General features: G+C 66.4%; 16 protein-coding genes and 1 tRNA gene. 6 read left to right on the top strand and 11 right to left on the bottom strand.

Going from position 1 to position 15937, the window contains the following annotated elements; all coding sequences use genetic code 11:
* Window positions 1-28: 28 nt before the first annotated feature.
* From ACU0B3_RS13475 to ACU0B3_RS13445, 7 genes are all read right to left on the bottom strand, one after another.
* Window positions 29-511, bottom strand: a complete 483-nt coding sequence (locus ACU0B3_RS13475) for a YqhA family protein (RefSeq protein ID WP_446261373.1) — start codon at window positions 509-511, stop codon at window positions 29-31.
* Between the two features lie 9 nt (window positions 512-520).
* Window positions 521-2302: an SLC13 family permease gene (locus tag ACU0B3_RS13470; protein ID WP_446261372.1), complete on the bottom strand. Its 1782-nt coding sequence runs from the start codon at window positions 2300-2302 to the stop codon at window positions 521-523.
* On the bottom strand, window positions 2299-3207 hold the full coding sequence (locus ACU0B3_RS13465; protein WP_446261371.1) for a DMT family transporter: 909 nt from the start codon (window positions 3205-3207) through the stop codon (window positions 2299-2301). Before ACU0B3_RS13465 ends, ACU0B3_RS13470 begins: the two co-directional genes overlap by 4 nt.
* On the bottom strand, window positions 3204-4034 hold the full coding sequence (locus ACU0B3_RS13460) for a TIGR00282 family metallophosphoesterase (RefSeq protein WP_446261370.1): 831 nt from the start codon (window positions 4032-4034) through the stop codon (window positions 3204-3206). The genes ACU0B3_RS13465 and ACU0B3_RS13460 overlap by 4 nt, the downstream gene beginning before the upstream one ends.
* Before the next feature lie 44 nt (window positions 4035-4078).
* Window positions 4079-4163: transfer RNA gene (locus tag ACU0B3_RS13455), tRNA-Leu, on the bottom strand.
* A gap of 63 nt (window positions 4164-4226) precedes the next feature.
* Window positions 4227-4778, bottom strand: a complete 552-nt coding sequence (locus ACU0B3_RS13450) for a tetratricopeptide repeat protein (RefSeq protein WP_446261369.1) — start codon at window positions 4776-4778, stop codon at window positions 4227-4229.
* 31 nt (window positions 4779-4809) lie between these two features.
* Window positions 4810-5286, bottom strand: a complete 477-nt coding sequence (locus tag ACU0B3_RS13445; RefSeq protein WP_446261368.1) for an Lrp/AsnC family transcriptional regulator — start codon at window positions 5284-5286, stop codon at window positions 4810-4812.
* Window positions 5287-5401: 115 nt separating this feature from the next.
* Between ACU0B3_RS13445 and putA the strand changes: the two genes are divergently transcribed.
* From putA to ACU0B3_RS13430, 3 genes are read left to right on the top strand one after another with little or no spacing between them, the layout of a single operon-like run.
* Window positions 5402-8752, top strand: a complete 3351-nt coding sequence (gene putA, locus ACU0B3_RS13440; RefSeq protein WP_446261367.1) for a bifunctional proline dehydrogenase/L-glutamate gamma-semialdehyde dehydrogenase PutA — start codon at window positions 5402-5404, stop codon at window positions 8750-8752.
* A gap of 31 nt (window positions 8753-8783) precedes the next feature.
* Window positions 8784-9524 carry a rhomboid family intramembrane serine protease gene (locus tag ACU0B3_RS13435; RefSeq protein WP_446261366.1) on the top strand — a complete coding sequence of 247 codons (741 nt, stop codon included), beginning with the start codon at window positions 8784-8786 and terminating at the stop codon, window positions 9522-9524.
* The gene (locus tag ACU0B3_RS13430; protein ID WP_446261365.1) at window positions 9521-9889 is read left to right on the top strand and encodes a GFA family protein; all 369 of its coding nucleotides are present in this window, start codon (window positions 9521-9523) and stop codon (window positions 9887-9889) included. Before ACU0B3_RS13435 ends, ACU0B3_RS13430 begins: the two co-directional genes overlap by 4 nt.
* A gap of 296 nt (window positions 9890-10185) precedes the next feature.
* On the opposite strand, the gene ACU0B3_RS13425 is transcribed toward ACU0B3_RS13430, so the two are convergent.
* From ACU0B3_RS13425 to thyX, 4 genes are all read right to left on the bottom strand, one after another.
* Window positions 10186-10968 carry an inositol monophosphatase family protein gene (locus ACU0B3_RS13425; protein ID WP_446261364.1) on the bottom strand — a complete coding sequence of 261 codons (783 nt, stop codon included), beginning with the start codon at window positions 10966-10968 and terminating at the stop codon, window positions 10186-10188.
* 71 nt (window positions 10969-11039) lie between these two features.
* The gene (locus tag ACU0B3_RS13420) at window positions 11040-11351 is read right to left on the bottom strand and encodes a hypothetical protein (protein WP_446261363.1); all 312 of its coding nucleotides are present in this window, start codon (window positions 11349-11351) and stop codon (window positions 11040-11042) included.
* Between the two features lie 160 nt (window positions 11352-11511).
* Window positions 11512-11898, bottom strand: a complete 387-nt coding sequence (locus tag ACU0B3_RS13415; protein ID WP_446261362.1) for a hypothetical protein — start codon at window positions 11896-11898, stop codon at window positions 11512-11514.
* Between the two features lie 5 nt (window positions 11899-11903).
* Window positions 11904-12812, bottom strand: coding sequence for an FAD-dependent thymidylate synthase (gene thyX / locus ACU0B3_RS13410; RefSeq protein WP_446261361.1), 909 nt, complete (start codon window positions 12810-12812; stop codon window positions 11904-11906).
* Window positions 12813-12993: 181 nt separating this feature from the next.
* On the opposite strand from thyX, the gene ACU0B3_RS13405 reads away from it, so the two are divergent.
* The 3 genes from ACU0B3_RS13405 to ACU0B3_RS13395 all read left to right on the top strand — a co-directional run bounded on the left by ACU0B3_RS13405 (window position 12994) and on the right by ACU0B3_RS13395 (window position 15935).
* Window positions 12994-14076, top strand: coding sequence for a hypothetical protein (locus ACU0B3_RS13405; protein WP_446261360.1), 1083 nt, complete (start codon window positions 12994-12996; stop codon window positions 14074-14076).
* A gap of 50 nt (window positions 14077-14126) precedes the next feature.
* The gene (locus ACU0B3_RS13400; protein ID WP_446261359.1) at window positions 14127-15437 is read left to right on the top strand and encodes a hypothetical protein; all 1311 of its coding nucleotides are present in this window, start codon (window positions 14127-14129) and stop codon (window positions 15435-15437) included.
* A 69-nt stretch (window positions 15438-15506) separates the two neighbouring features.
* Window positions 15507-15935: a VOC family protein gene (locus ACU0B3_RS13395; protein ID WP_446261358.1), complete on the top strand. Its 429-nt coding sequence runs from the start codon at window positions 15507-15509 to the stop codon at window positions 15933-15935.
* Window positions 15936-15937: the final 2 nt, after the last annotated feature.

The raw sequence follows: 15937 nt of genomic DNA, 5'->3' as shown, positions 1-15937 counted from the left end.
ATTTTCATGCGAAAATTGTGCACTCCACTCACTCGTCCTTCTTGGCCTTCGACGGTTTGCTCGCCAGAAAATACGTCAGCGCCGCGATCACCACGGCTATGGCGATGCCGTATCCCATAAGGTCCGTCTCTCCGTCCCAGCCCACCACCTGGCCGAGGAAGAGCACCCCAAGCACAACGACCACCACGCCGATCAGCTTGTCCTTGAGATCATCCAAAGTCTTGATCGCCAGCCAGCGCGGCAAAGGCACATCGCTGTCGATGAAGAGCTCGTAAAGCCCCAGCCCGATGATGAAGAACACCGTCCCCAGAAGGAACAGATCAATCACCTCGATCATCTCCAGCGTCAGCGCCTTGGCGCCCTTCCGCGAAACCTCTCCCGTCTCGATCGTGGCCAGCACCAGCTGCACCACCTCGGCAAAGCCGTAGATCAGGATCGTGACCGCCGCGAGGAGCGCGCCAAGCACCGCAAGGATCACCATAAAGCGCGTCGCGCCGAGAAACGAGTTCATGGCACCCTCCTAAAGCGGCCAGATAAACGGGATCACCGCGCTCGCCAGCAAGCCCACGCTGAGGTTGAGCGGAATGCCCACGCGCATGAAATCGGTGAACTTGTACCCGCCCGGGCCATAGACCAGCATGTTGGTCTGGTACCCGATGGGCGTGGCAAAGCTGGCGGAGGCCGCGACCATGACGGCGACGACGAGCGGGCGCGCATCGACGCCCATCGCCTCCGCGAGACCAATCGCAACCGGGGTCACCACCACGGCGACCGCGTTGTTCGAAACCAGCTCGGTCAGCACGGAAGTCAGCAGGTACACCGCCCAGACCAGGAGGAACGGCGAAAGCCCCTGCAGATAGGGTGCGATCAGACCGACAATCAGCGTCACCGCACCCGAGGCTTGCAGCGCGGCGCCCACCGCCAGCATCGCAAAGATCAGCGCGAGGAGCCGCCCGTCGACAAAGGAAAACGCCTCGTCCGCGTCAATGCAACGCGTGACCAGAACCAGCGCCACGGCGAGCACACTCAGCAGGAAGATCGGCGCCACGCCGAACCCCGCCAGCGCGACCAGCGCGACGAGCGCGGCAATCGCCAACGGCGCCCGGCTCCGCCGAAACGCCTGCGCCGAGGGTTTGGAGACATCGACCATGTCCATGTCGACCGCGAGCCGCTGGATGTCGCCCGGCGCCCCTTCGAGCAGCAGCGTGTCGCCCACGCGCACCACGATCTCGTCGAGCGCCCGCCCGATGTTTTGCGCCCGCCTGTGCACCGCGAGCGAGTAGACGCCATAGCGCCGCCGCAGCCGCAGCGTGCCTAGCGAGCGGCCGACCATCTTGCATCCCGGGGTCACGAGCACTTCGACGGTGGTCGTCTCGACGGCGGAGACCTGATCGACGCGCTTCAGCTCCTTGTTGCGCTGGAGCGAGAGCAGCTCGGTCATCTGCGTGCGCAGCACGACCCGGTCGCCGACTTCGAGCATCACGCCCTGCAGGTTGCGCCGCAGCGAGACGTCACCCCGGATCACGTCGATCAGCCGCACGCCTTCACGCTGGAACAGCTGCACCCCCGTCACCTCGCGCCCGATCAGGTTCGACTCCGGCGGGATCACCGCCTCGGTAAAGAACTTCATCCGGCTGCGGTCACTCAAAAGCTGCGCCATGGAATCGCGGTCCGGCAGCAGGCGCGGCGCGATGAAGCGTAGGTAGAGCATCCCCCACACGATCAGGATCAGGCCCAGCGGCGTCACTTCAAAGATGGTGAACGCCTCCAGCCCCTCTGCCCGCGCCACACCATCGACCAGCAGGTTCGTCGAGGTCCCGATCAGCGTGAGCGTACCGCCAAGGATGGCCGCATAAGAGAGCGGAATGAGCAGCTTCGAGGCGGACAGCCCCATCGTCTTGGCCAGCTGAACAAAGACCGGGATCATCACGACCACCACCGGAGTGTTCGACACCACCGCCGACATGAGGATGACAAAGGCCATCAGCACCGCCACAGCCAGCGCGGGTGACTTTGCCGCAAACCCGTCGGCGTAGCGCGTGAAGGCGTCGAGCCCGCCGGTCCGCACCAGCGCGCCCATGACGATGAACATCGCTCCGATGGTCCACGGCGCCGGGTTCGACAGGACATCGAGCGCCGCGTCATACGGCAACACGCCCGTGACGAGCAGCACGGCGACGCCAAAAAGGGCGACGACCTCCGCCGGGTAGACCTCCCGCACAAAGAGGACGAACATCAGCCCAACGACACAGAGCGCCACGATCGGCTGCGCCGGAGCAGAGACGGCAAGCGCCTCGATCATCGGCCCACCAGCCCGCGCCGCACCTCGCGCGGCTGCACCAGAAAGAGGCCAAGCAGCATGACGGCCAGCGCCAGCCAAAGCGCGCCCTGATACCGCTCCCCCAGAAGCAGCATCGACCAGATGACGCCAAAGAGCGTCACCAGATACGACGCCTGCGCCGCAAAGACCGGCCCCGCCCTCCCGACAAGGCTCACGTAGCCGGCATAGACCAGCGCGTGCACCAGCGAGGAGAGCACCAGCGCGCCATCGGCTGCCGTATAAGGCCCGCGCGGGTCGATCCACTGGCCCGACCAAAGGACGAGCGGCAGGCTCAGGATCACGCCGACGACCGACGCGCCAAAGAGCACCTGCACCGCGTCCATCCCGGCGGTACCGAACCGGGCGACCACGTTGCCCTCGACGCCGTAGAAAATCGGCGCGATCAGCGCGACCAGCACCCAGACCGAGAGCGCCGCAGCCACGGCTCCCGCACCCGGCGCGGCAAGCAGGATCACGCCCACAAGGCCGCACACTAGCCCCGTGAGCCGCGTCCAGCCGAACCGGTCGTTGCCCAGCAGAACCGCGATGGGAAATGCAAACATCGGCACCGTCGCGATCACGATCGACAGGACGCCGCCCGGCAGATGCACCGCCGCCGTGTAGGACGCAGAGTTCGGAAGCAGCGTACCGATCAGAGCGATCAGCACCCACATCGCAACCTGCGCTCGCCCCGCGCGCAGCAGCGGCGCCAACCGGCGCTGCACAAACAGGATCACGCCCAGCGCGACGGCCCCGATCGCGAATTGCCAAAATATAAGTCCAAGCGGCTGATACCCGGTCGAGACCGCCACCTTGGCCAGCGGGATCGAAAGCCCCCACCCCGCGCCAAGCGTCAGGAGCGCGGCCAGCGCCTGCGCGCGGTTCAAAGGCCCGTCACCGGCGCTGGACCGGCCTGCTGCAGACGCCCGCCATGTCGGACCATCTCGATCCGCGTGGCCTTGCCCGTCCGGTCATCGGTCTCGACATAGACGCCCGACAGGGTCGCCTCCTCGAGCGCCGGCTGGAACCGCCCCTTCGGCATCCCGGTGATGAAACGGCGCAGCGGCTCGGCCTTCTCCATCCCGATCACCGAATTGTAGTCGCCGCACATGCCGGCATCCGTCAGATACGCCGTCCCGCCCGGCAGGATCTGCGCGTCGCCTGTCGGCACATGCGTGTGCGTGCCGACCACCAGCGACGCCTTGCCGTCCACGTAATGCCCCAGCGCCATCTTCTCCGAGGTCGCCTCTGCATGCACGTCGATCAGCACCGCCTGCGCCTGCCCGCCCAACGGATAAGGCTTCACAGCCGTCTCGACCGCGCTGAAGGGATCGTCGAACGGGCGCTTCATAAAGACCTGGCCCAGCACCTGCACCACCAGCACCTTGCGGCCCCGCGTCGCCTCGAAAAGCCGCGCACCCCGGCCCGGCGCGCCCTTGGCGAAATTCAACGGACGCAGAATGCGGCTGTCCTCCTCGATGGCGCGCAGCATGTCCTTTTGGTCGAACGCGTGGTCACCCAGCGTCACACAATCCGCGCCCGCCTCGAACAGCACCTCGGCATGCGCTGCCGTCAGGCCCGCGCCGTTCGACGCGTTCTCGCCATTGACCACGACAAAATCGAGCTTCCATGCCGCGCGCAGCTTCGGCAACTCGGACGCCACCGCCGCACGGCCCGCACGGCCCATCACATCGCCTAGGAACATCAGTCTCATGCCAACCGGCTTAGCACCGCGGCAGACACGAACAAGGGCAAAGGTGGTACCCGCGGCCGGACTCGAACCGGCACGGCACAAGGCCTAGGGATTTTAAGTCCCCTATGTCTACCATTCCATCACGCGGGCACGCGTGCCTGTCTAGGCGAGGCCCGCGCGGGACAAAAGGTCAAATCTTTGCGCTAGAGAGGCTCAGAGCTTGATCTCGGGACCGCCCTCGGCGTCCTTGAGGAACCGCCGCTCGCTCATCCAGGGGTTGAGCTTGAGCGCCGCGCGCAGCACCGCCTGCGCCTCCTCGTCCCGCTCGAGCCCCATCAGCGTCAGCGCCTTGCCACTCATCGCGCCGAGGTGCCGCGGCTGCAGCTCGAGCGCCTTGTCGAGGTCCTCCAGCGCTGCCTCGAAATCGGCGCGCAGAAAGTTGGCGAAGGCGCGCTGGTTGTACCCCTCGGCATAGGCCGGGCAGTAGTTCACCAGCGCGTCGAAATTGATGATCGCGCCCACGTAGTTCGAGTACTGTCGCTGGCGCATCCCATCGTCGAGGAACCGCTGGGAGAGCCGGTCCGGCGCGTCGAGCCAAATCTCCCACAGCTGCGCGTTGAGCGGCCGCGCGACCTGCTCGGAAGGCGCCATCGCCAACTCGGCATAAAGCTTGTCGACCTCCGCGCTGCGGTCCGGCGTCTCGGGACAGGTCTCCGCCAGCACCGGGCCAGCCATCAGGGCGAGGAAGGCAATTGCATGTCTCATACGTTTGAGCATGGCGCAGCCGCGCCGCAAATCAAGCCCCGAGCGCCTCCGTCCCGGCCTCCTTGACCGCCTGCATCGCCACAAAGGTCGAGGTCGAGGCGACATGCGGCAGCTGCGAGATCTCTTCGGCCAGCACCCGGCGATAGGCCGTCATATCGGCCGTGCGCACCTTGAGCAGGTAGTCGAAATTGCCAGCGATCATATGCGCCTCCTCGACCTCCCCGATGCGCGCGACACCGGCGTTGAAGGCCGACAATGCCACCTCCCGCGTGTCGTTCAGCCGCACCTCGACAAAGGCGACATGCGCCAGACCCAGCCGGATCGGGTCGAGCAGCGCGCGGTAACCCACGATCACGCCGCTCGCCTCCAGCCGCTTGAGCCGCGCTTGCGTCGGCGACTTCGACAAATGGATGCGTGTGGCAAGCTCCGTCACAGTGATCCGTCCATCCCGCGCCAGCTCATCCAGGATGGCCCGATCGTATCCGTCCAAAGTCAGATCGTCTTCCAAAACATACGTCCTCAGGTCTTTCTCCCGGCATATGTCGAACCACAAGGAACTCTCCTGCACAATGCGGCATATAATCACCACATGACCCTAGGCACTTTATGTTAAGGAAGCCGCCATGTCCGAAGACCGCGCCGCCCTCCGCCAAACGATCGACGCCCTGACCTACGCAGACGAGGCACGCCAGATCGCCCGTATGACTGAGCTCGCCGCGCTGGACACGGGCGACCGCGCACGCATCGCAGCCCATGGCGCGGCGCTTGTCTCTCGCATCCGTGGCACAACCGATCCCGGGCTGATGGAGGTCTTCCTCGCCGAGTATGGCCTCTCGACCGACGAAGGCGTCGCGCTCATGTGCCTGGCCGAGGCGCTCTTGCGCGTGCCGGACGCCGAGACCATCGACGCGCTGATCGAGGACAAGATCGCCCCCTCCGACTGGGGCAAACACCTCGGACATTCGACCTCCCCCCTCGTCAACGCCTCGACCTGGGCGCTCATGCTGACCGGCAAGGTCATCGCCGACACGCCCCCCGGCCCGGTCGGCCACCTGCGCGGCGCCATCAAACGCCTCGGGGAGCCCGTCATCCGCAAGGCCGTCTCCCGCGCGATGAAGGAAATGGGCCGGCAGTTCGTGCTAGGCGAGACCATCGCCTCTGCCATGGACCGCGCCGCCAAGATGGAGGTGCAGTGCTTTACCTACAGCTACGACATGCTGGGCGAGGCGGCCAAAACCGAAGGCGACGCCGCCCGGTATCACGCCGCCTATGCACGTGCGATCGCTGCCATCGCCAAGGCTGCAACCCACGACGACATCCGCCAGAACCCCGGCATCTCGGTCAAGCTCTCGGCCCTCTCGCCGCGCTACGAGCCCGCCCAGCACGCGCACGTCATGGCCGTCGTCGCCCCGCGCCTGGCCGAGCTTGCACGGCTTGCCAAGAACGCGCGCATCGGGCTCAACGTCGACGCCGAGGAAGCGAACCGCCTCGGCCTCTCGCTCGACGTGATCGACGCGGTGCTGGCGGACCCGGCTCTGGACGGCTGGGACGGGTTTGGCGTCGTCGTGCAGGCTTACGGCAAACGCGCCGAGGCGGTGATCGACTGGCTCCATGCCACAGCACGCAAGCACAACCGCAAGTTGATGGTCCGGCTGGTCAAAGGCGCCTACTGGGACACCGAGATCAAGGCGGCGCAAGTCGCTGGCCTCGATGCCTTCCCTGTCTTCACGCACAAGGCGGCGACCGACATCTCCTACATCGCGAACGCGCGCAAGCTCTTGGGGATGACGGACCACCTCTACCCGCAGTTCGCCACGCACAACGCGCATACGGTGGCGGCGATCCTCGACATGCAGGCCCCGGCGGAGAGTTATGAGTTTCAGCGCTTGCACGGCATGGGCGAGGCGCTGCACCGGCTGGTGATGCAGGATGCCGGCACGCGCTGCCGCATCTACGCGCCCGTCGGCGCCCACCGCGACTTGCTTGCCTACCTCGTCCGGCGCCTGCTCGAAAACGGCGCCAATTCGTCCTTCGTCAACCAGATCGTCGACGAGGGCGTGCCGCCTGCGGTTGTGGCGCAGGACCCGTGGGAGGCGCTCGCCGCGACGCCCCGCACCCTGCCCACCGGCGCGGACCTCTACCCGGATCGCGCCAATTCCAAAGGCTGGGATCTGGATCACCCCCCCAAGCTGTCTGAGCTCGAGGATGCGCGCGCAGCATTTGCCGAGACCACATGGAGCGCCGCGCCCATGCTCGCCGAAACGGCCCACTCCTCGCCATCCGAAGTCGTGGAAAATCCCTTGGGCGCACCGTCCCCCGGCACCGTCCAGCCCGCAACTGCGGAGAACGTCGACACGGCCTTCTCAGCCGCAGAGCCCTGGGACGCTGCAGACCGCGCCGACATCCTCCGCCGCGCCGCCGACCTCTATGAAGAGCACCACGCCGAACTCTTTGCCCTCCTCGCCCGCGAGGCCGGCAAAACCCTGCCCGATTGCGTGGCCGAGCTGCGCGAGGCGGTCGACTTCCTGCGCTACTACGCCAACCAGCAGCCCGATGCCGCGCCCCTTGGCCGGGTCGTCTGCATCTCGCCGTGGAACTTCCCGCTGGCCATCTTCACCGGCCAGATCGCCGCGGCGCTTGTCGCCTGCAATGCCGTGCTCGCCAAGCCCGCCCCCCAGACGCCGCTCATCGCCGCCCGCGCGGTCGCGCTCCTGCACCAGGCCGGCGTACCGCGCACCGCGCTCCAGCTCCTGCCCGGCGGCACCAAGCCCGGCATCGCGCTGACCTCCGACCCGCGCGTCGACGGCGTCGCCTTTACCGGCTCGACCGCCACGGCCAAGGCGATCCAGAAAAGCCTCGCGGACGCCAACCCCCGCGCCGTGCTGCTCGCCGAAACCGGCGGGCTCAACGCGATGATCGTCGACAGCACCGCCCTGCCCGAGCAAGCCGTGACCGCCATCGTCGAAAGCGCGTTCCAATCCGCCGGCCAGCGCTGCTCCGCCCTCCGCTGCCTCTACGTGCAGCGCGACATCGCGGAGGATCTCATCACCATGCTCAAGGGCGCAATGGACGCGCTTCACGTCGGCGACCCTTGGGACATCGCAACCGACGTCGGCCCGGTCATCGACGCCGCCGCGCAAGAGCGCATCGCGGATCACATCGACGCCGCCCGCGCGCAAGGCCGCGTCCTGCACGCAACACCTTGCCCGGAGCACGGCACCTTCGTCGCACCTACCCTGATCGAGGTCACCGGCATCGCCGACCTCACCGAAGAAGTCTTCGGCCCGGTCCTGCATGTCGCAACCTTCGAGGCGGACGAGATCGACGCCGTCATCGACGCAATCAACGCCACGGGCTATGGGCTGACCTTCGGGCTGCAAACCCGGATCGACGACCGGGTGCAGCACATCGCTGAGCGGATCGAGGCCGGCAACATCTACGTGAACCGCAACCAGATCGGCGCTGTCGTCGGCAGCCAACCCTTTGGCGGCGAAGGGCTTTCCGGCACCGGACCCAAAGCGGGCGGCCCCCTCTACGTGGCCCGCTTCACGAAGCGAGACGCGCCAGTCGGCGCGGCGAGCGGCCCCGACCAAACCTCCCTGCCCGGCCCCACAGGTGAATCGAACCGCCTTGCCCTGCGCCCACGCCCTCCGTTTCTCTGCCTCGGCCCCGGCAAAGACGCCATCGCAGCCCAAGCGGACGCCGTGCGCGCCCGCGGCGGCGAGGCTGTCATGTTGGACAGCCCACTCGACCCCAAGGCACTCATTGACATACCCACCCTCGGCGGCGTCCTCTGGTGGGGTGACGCGGAAACCGCCAAGCCTCTCGCCCAAGCCCTCGCCCGCCGCGCGGGTCCCATTATCCCGCTCATCACCGGCCAACCCGACACCGCGCATGCCTGGTACGAGCGCCACGTGTGCATCGACACGACGGCGGCAGGCGGAAACGCCGCGCTTTTGGCGGAGGTCTCTTGACCGTGCGCGCCGGGCCTTTACCGTCCGGCGCATGTTTCCCATCCGTGATCACAACCCGTCCGGGCGCACGCCCTTCGTCACCTACGCGCTGATCGCGCTCAACGTCGGGATCTTCCTCAGCTACCAGCACCTGCTAAACTCGAACGAGATCCTGCGCGTCTATTTCGACTGGGCGATGATCCCCGCGCGCATGTCGGATGGAGAGGGGTGGAGCGGGCTTTTCACCTCCATGTTCATGCATGGCGGCTGGATGCACATCGCCGGCAACATGCTCTTTTTGTTCATCTTTGGCGACAACATGGAAGACGAGATGGGCCATGTCCCCTTCCTCGTCTTCTATCTCGCGGCTGGCCTCGCGGCGGGGCTGATCCACTTCATTTCTGAGCCCTACTCTCAAATTCCCACCGTGGGCGCGTCCGGCGCGATCGCGGGCGTGATGGGCGGGTACCTGCTGCTCTTTCCCAAGGCCAAGGTCGACATCCTCTTCATCTTCATCGTCTTTTTCCGCATCTTCCCGATCCCCGCCTGGATCATGCTGGGGCTCTGGTTCGGGCTGCAGGTGTTCAACGGCGTTGTCGTCGACACCTCCGCCGGGGGCGTCGCCTACTGGGCGCATGCGGGCGGGTTCATCGCCGGGATCGTCCTGACCGCGCCGCTCTGGCTGCGCCTCGGCGGCACGGCGTTTTGGGACCGCACCGAAGGTCACCCGCCGCATCCCGAGGCCAAATACACCCTGACCCGAAGCTCGATCCCGAAAGTGCCGCGCCGATGACCTACCGCCTAACCTGCCACTGCGGCGCGATCGAAGCTGACGTTACGCTGGCCGAAGAGGGCCTCGACAGCGCCCGCCGCTGCGACTGCTCGTTCTGCCGCCGGCGTGGCTCACCGGCAGTCAGCGCACCCTTGGACGGCATGACGTTCCTCAAGGGCAAGGACAACCTGACGCGCTACACCTTCGGCACGCACACCGCGCAGCACCACTTTTGCAAGACCTGCGGCATCTACATCTACCACCGCCGCCGCTCGAACCCCAACGAGCTCGGCGTGAACGTCTTCGCGCTCGAAGGCGTCATGCCGCCGGATTTGGGCGAAATCGGCTGGGTGGATGGGGTGAACCATCCGTCGGATCGGGAGTAGACGGGGCCGAGAGTTCAAACTTCGCGATTGGCTCCAGCGAAACTGACGTTCACGCGCCGTCCCGAGGGGTGGCGCAAACGCGCCGCCCCATTGGGGCGGGTCATGCCAGAGGCATGCCTTCGGCATGGCGCGGCCTGACGGTTCCCATCAGGCGGGTACTTTGAGTTAGGCGAGTGTCATACGTCGAACGGTGAAACTGGATTTTTTGGTCCCGCATCGAGTCCGGGACTTGGAGCGCATACGCCAAACGCTGGGAACTCTGCGCCTCGGACCTGATCCGGGGCCTCTTACCAAACTCAGGCCCGAATAACCTTCGCCAACCCGTCAAAGAGGTTCCCATTCGCGCACAGGATATTCCCGTCGATCGGCGCACGCCCTTCGTCGAGCGCCTCGACCAGACCGCCGGCCTCCTTGACCAGCAACATGCCTGCAGCCACGTCCCACGCGTTGAGGCGGCGCTCCCAGTAGCCCTCGTACCGGCCCGCTGCCACATACGCCAAATCGAGCGCGGCAGAGCCCCAGCGCCGCACGCCCGCGCAGGTCGGCATGATCCGCGCCAGCTCTTGCAACGTCTCCGGCAGGTCCGCACGCCCGCCAAACGGCAGCCCCGTGGCAAAGACGCTCTCGATCATCTTGGACCGCCCCGACACCCGGATGCGGCTGTCGTTCAGCCAGGCGCCTGCGCCCTTTTCGGCCCAGAAAAGCTCGTCCTTGGCCGCGTCAAAGACCACCGCCGAGACGACCCGGCCCTTGTGCTCGAGCGCGATGGAGACCGCCCAGTGCGGCAGCCCGTGCAGAAAATTGGTGGTGCCATCGAGCGGATCGACGATCCAGCGGCGCGTTGGGTCCTCGCCGTCCTCGCCGCCGCCCTCCTCGGCCAGCCAGCCATAGGTCGGGCGCGCGCCGCGCAGGGCCTCGCTCAGGATCTCTTCGGCGCGCAGGTCGGCCTTGCTGACGAAATCGCCCGCGCCCTTCATCGAGACCTGGAGGTTCTCGACCTCGCGGAAGTCCTTAACCAAAGACCGCCCGGCGGCGCGGGCGGCTTTCATCATGATATTGAGGTTTGCACTGCCTTGCATGGCTCGCTCCGACTGGCTCGCGGCGCTCATACGCCACGGGCCAGATCATCACAAGAGCAAGGCTTGCCGCCTCAGTGGCCGTGCCAGCCGTGGTGGCCGTGGGTGTGACCACCGACTGTGACCGAGCGTGTGTGCGTGTGCGTGACGGTCTTCGAGACGCTGACGCTTTCCGTGTAGGTGCGCGTCGGTGCGTGGTGGTGGACATGCACGTTCGGACGTCCGCAGGACACCGCGCCATGCAGCGTCACCGGCTGCAGCCCGTGCGGGCAAAAGTTATAGGCGTGGATGTGGACCGGGTGCGCGCCGGAATTGTGCCAGTCGCCCGCCTGAGCCGCCGCCGCCGTCAGCCCGAGAGCCGCAATCGTGGAAAGAAGGATACGCATGTCTGCCTCACAGTGGTTTACTTTGTTTTTATGGGATCAGGCATTTGGCAGACCTGTGGATAAGTCAAGGCAATCCCAAGGCATGGCGCCGTTTGGCGTCAGGTGTGGCGCTTTTGACTCTGCGTCAGGTGAGGCGGTTTTTGCGCGCACTGCACGCGGTTTAGCCTTTGGCGACCCGCCGCCTCAGCACCGCGATCAGCACGAGAACCCACCCCAGCAAACCTTGCCCGTGATGGCTCAGTGATGGCCGCTCGGCAAAGGTCAGAAGCCGCCACACATGCCCCACATCCGGCCACGCCTTAACCACGACCTGCTGCGGCAAGCCGTCGAAGATCAGCCGAAAATACTGGTAGTAGACCTGCGGGCTCAGCCAGACAAAGAGCGTGAAGACGATGAGCGCAAGCGCCACAGATAACACACGCGGCCATCGCGCTGCACCGCGCCAAACGATCAGAACCGCAAGGCCCGCCAACACTGCAGCGACAAGCACCAAACCAACCTGCCCCTGCAGGCTCAGCGTGAAAAAGCTGTCTTCGGCGTAGGGCACCAGACCTAGCCGCCAATCACCCCATCGAACTCACGCCACTCGCCCTTGCTCATGCCCGACGTCTCTTGCGTAACCGTCTCCCCGGCGAGCATCCTGCGCACGCAATCTAGCGCCTTGGCCGACAACGTCGCGCCGCCCAAGCGGTAGTCCTCGAAGGCGGCGTAGGCGGCGGGGACCCAGTCGCGGACGATGTTGCAGATCGCGTCGGCGTAGACGCGGATTTCGTACTGGGCGTGGGTGTCGGCGCGCAGGCGCAGGAAGTGCAGGAGGTTGTGCAGGTCGACCTTCCAGTACCACTGCGTGTAGATGTTCGCGGGCAGGTTCATCCGGGCAAGCTCGCGCGCGAGGCCCTGCTGGCCGTCCTGGCTGATCATCTCTTCGTAGTGGTCGTAGGCGCGCATGGCGTCGTCCGTGAGATAACGCAACACGCGCTCGGCCTCGGCGCCCGACAGCGCCTCCCCCCGGCCCTGGTTGTTGACCACAGACTGCGCCGCCAAAGCGTCGGGCGCGGGGATGTAGAACTCCCGGTCGAGGATCGAGTAGCGGGCCGAGTACTCGTTCACATTCGCCGTCCGGTGCCGGATCCACTGGCGCGCCACGAACACTGGCAGTTTCACGTGCAGCTTGATCTCGCACATCTCGAACGGGGTGGAGTGCCAGTGCCGCATCAGGTAACGGATCAACCCCTCGTCGTTCTGCACCGACTTGGTGCCCTTGCCATAGCTCACCCGCGCCGCCTGACAGATCGCGGCGTCGTCGCCCATGTAGTCGATCAGCCGGACAAAGCCGTGATCGAGCACCGGATGCGCGGTATAGAGGTGCTTTTCCGCGCCCTCCGAGACCGTCCGCAAGGTCGGGCGCGCGGTGCTGCGCAGGTCGGCGATTTCGGCCTCTTGGTCCGGGGTCAGGGGCATGGCGGCGACTCGCTTTGGCAGATGGCAGGAACCCTCACTTTATATGGTGGGTGCGGGTCGGCAAACCCATACATGCGGTATCGCGCAAAAGCCTCACCTCGCGCCAAGCGGGTGCTGGCTGAATTGACTTCCCTCCCCGGTGTTCGATGATGGCGCCAAACGCGAAGCCAAAGGGGCAGGCATGCGCAACATCAGTTTGGTTATGGCCGTCCTGACGGCGCTTGCGGCGTGCAGCGGCTCCACGGGCAAGGACAACCCGTTCGAGGAAGACCCGGAAACGACGGACGGCACAGGCGCGGGTGGAGAGACCGGCGGGGAGAGCGAACGCGGCTTGCCTCCCGGCACCGACAACCCCTCCCCCGGCGGGTCGATCTTCCGCAACGAGGCACGCGACGAGCAGGGCGGCGGCTTTGCCGAGAACATCCAGTATAACAACGACCAGGGCCAGGACGAGTTTAGCGTCGACAACCTCGCCTTTGACGGGGACAACGTCTACGTGCGCGGCGGCACGGCGGGCGCGAGCCAGTCCGTCGGCAACCTCGGGCCTTTCGCGGTCTACGAATCCGACGTCACCGCCACCGACCCGGTCACAGGCAACGTCCTGCCGGCCAACGCCTACCGCGCCATCTACGGGCGCTCGACGAGCGGCCAGACCGAGTTCGCCATCGTGCGCAGCGGCGGGTTTGCCTCCTTCGGGTTTGGCGGGTTCATCTACCAGAGGAATGGCGGCGTCGTGCTGCCGACCGAAGGCGACGCGCAATACCTCGGCGACTACGCCGCGGTGCGCGTCTTCAGCGGCGGCGGCGGGCTCGAGTATGTCGAGGGCACGGCCGAAGTGCGGATCGACTTCAAGGACTTCAACGAACAGCAGAGCGGCGTCGCGCTGGTGGTCTATGACCGGCGCCTTTTCGACAGTGCGGGCAACGACATCACCGACGCCTACCTCGCCGCCCTCGATGAAGAGAACCAGTCCGCGGCGCTCATCCGTCCGCAGGGCGCGGGCGGCGACGTGCTGCCGAACCTCGCGCCGTCCGTCTCCCCCGACATCGCCGACACCAACGGGGAGCTTTTGGGCGGCATGTTCAGCACCGTCAGCTACACGGACGGCACGACGACATCCCTGCAAAGCGGCCAGTATTTTGGCATCCTCGGCGGCGCCAACGCCGAAGAGATCGTGGGCGTCCTCGTCGTGACCGAAGAGGATCCGCGCCGCCAGAACGTGACTGCGCAGGAAACGGGCGGCTTTATCGTCTACCGCCAATGACGCGCATCGGCGCGCTTCTTCGGATTGCGTCCGTTTGCCTGTCGTTTGCCATGCCGGCATCCGCCGAGACCGTCACCCTCACCCCGTCCGAGATGCGCGCCGCCGCGGCGCGGTCGGTGCTTGAAGGCCGGGCGGATCAGGCTGCGGGTCTGGCCGAGGCGCTGATTGCGCGGGATGCAAACGACATCGATGCCTGGCTGGTCCTGTCGCGCGCGCGGCGTGATCTGGGACAACATGCGCAGGCGTTGGAGGCGGGCCGGGAGGCGTGGCGTCTCGCCGAAACGCGCCCCCACCGCCACGCCGCCGCGCTGGCCCAGGCGCAGGCGCTCTCGAGCCAGGGGCAGCGCACCCGCGCGCAGCTGTGGCTGCGCCGCGCGGTTGAGGCCGCACCGACACCGCAGGCCCGTGCCACCGCGATCCGCGACTTTCGCTATTTGCGCGCGCGCAATCCGTGGTCAACGACGCTGAGCTTTTCCATCGCGCCAAGCGACAACGTGAACGGCGGCAGCGCCTCGGCCACGTCCGAGCTCTTTGGCCTGCCGCTGGCCTTCGCGCTTGAAGGCAGCGCCCGGGCGCTTCCGGGAACCGAGGCGACGGCGGGCATACGCGGGCGGTACCGGTGGCAGAACACCGGCGCTGTGCAAGTCGACCTGCTTTATGCCGCACAGCAGAGCCGGGTCTGGCTCTCGGACACGGCGCGGGACCGCGCGCCCGATGCCGACGCGCGCGATTTCGACACTGCCGAGCTGGGCTTTGGCCTGCGTCTGTCGGGGACGGCGGCAGATGGGCGCAGCGCGTGGTCCGTGACCGGTGAGGCGCAGCGGTTCTGGTACGGCGGGACGCCCTATGTGAACAGCGTCAAGCTGACGGCGACCGGGCGCACGGCGCTCGGCCCGCGCACGCTGCTGGCCGGTTCGTTGGGACATGAATGGCAGGCCGGACTTGGCACGCGGCCCGACGCCGGGATCACCCGCGCCCGGATGACGCTGGCGCGCGCCCTACCCGGCGGCGCCCGCCTCAGTTGGTCGCTCGGGTGGGAAGAGAGCGCAGCCGACGCCGACTACCTGACCTACACACGCCGCGACACCGGTTTGCGCCTTGCGCTCGGCGCGCCGGTGCTGGGGATGGACGTTTCTTTCGGCGTGACGGCGGCTGAAAAGCGCCACGATCAATCCGCACTTACCGGCGGCGCACGGGTCGAGACCACCTTCGGCGGCGACGTGACTTTGGTCTTCCGTGAGGCGGATTTTCTCGGATTTGTGCCAGCGCTACGGCTCGAGACGCAGCGGACCGACGGCACGATCGACCTGCTCGATGGCGCCGAGACAGGGTTTGGCCTGAGCCTGCAATCGGCCTTTTAGGACGCCCTGCCTTGGCGTGCAGCGCCACTTTGCTATGTCTTGAGTCAGCTTAGACAAAAGGAAGACCCGATGACGCTGCGCTATCTGCACACCATGGTCCGCGTGAAGGACCTCGACGCCTCGATGGCGTTCTACGCCCTGCTTGGCCTCAAGGAAAAGCGCCGGATCGAAAACGACAAGGGCCGGTTCACGCTCGTCTTCATGGCGCCCGAAGGCCAGGAGGAGTGCCCGGTCGAGCTGACCTACAACTGGGACGGCGATGACGGGCTGCCGTCGGATTCGCGCCACTTTGGCCATCTGGCCTACCGGGTCGGCAACATCTACGAGGTGTGCCAGCACCTGATGGACAACGGCGTGACGATCAACCGCCCGCCGCGCGACGGGCATATGGCGTTTGTGCGCTCGCCCGACAACATCTCAATCGAGCTCTTGCAAGAGGGCGACAGCCTCGAACCGGCGGAGCCGTGGGCCAGCATGGAGAACACCGGACACTGGTAGGG

The organism is Pseudaestuariivita sp. (assembly GCF_052825805.1).
Note: the sequence above shows the minus strand (reverse complement) of the source record. Positions and strands in the feature narration are given on the sequence as shown.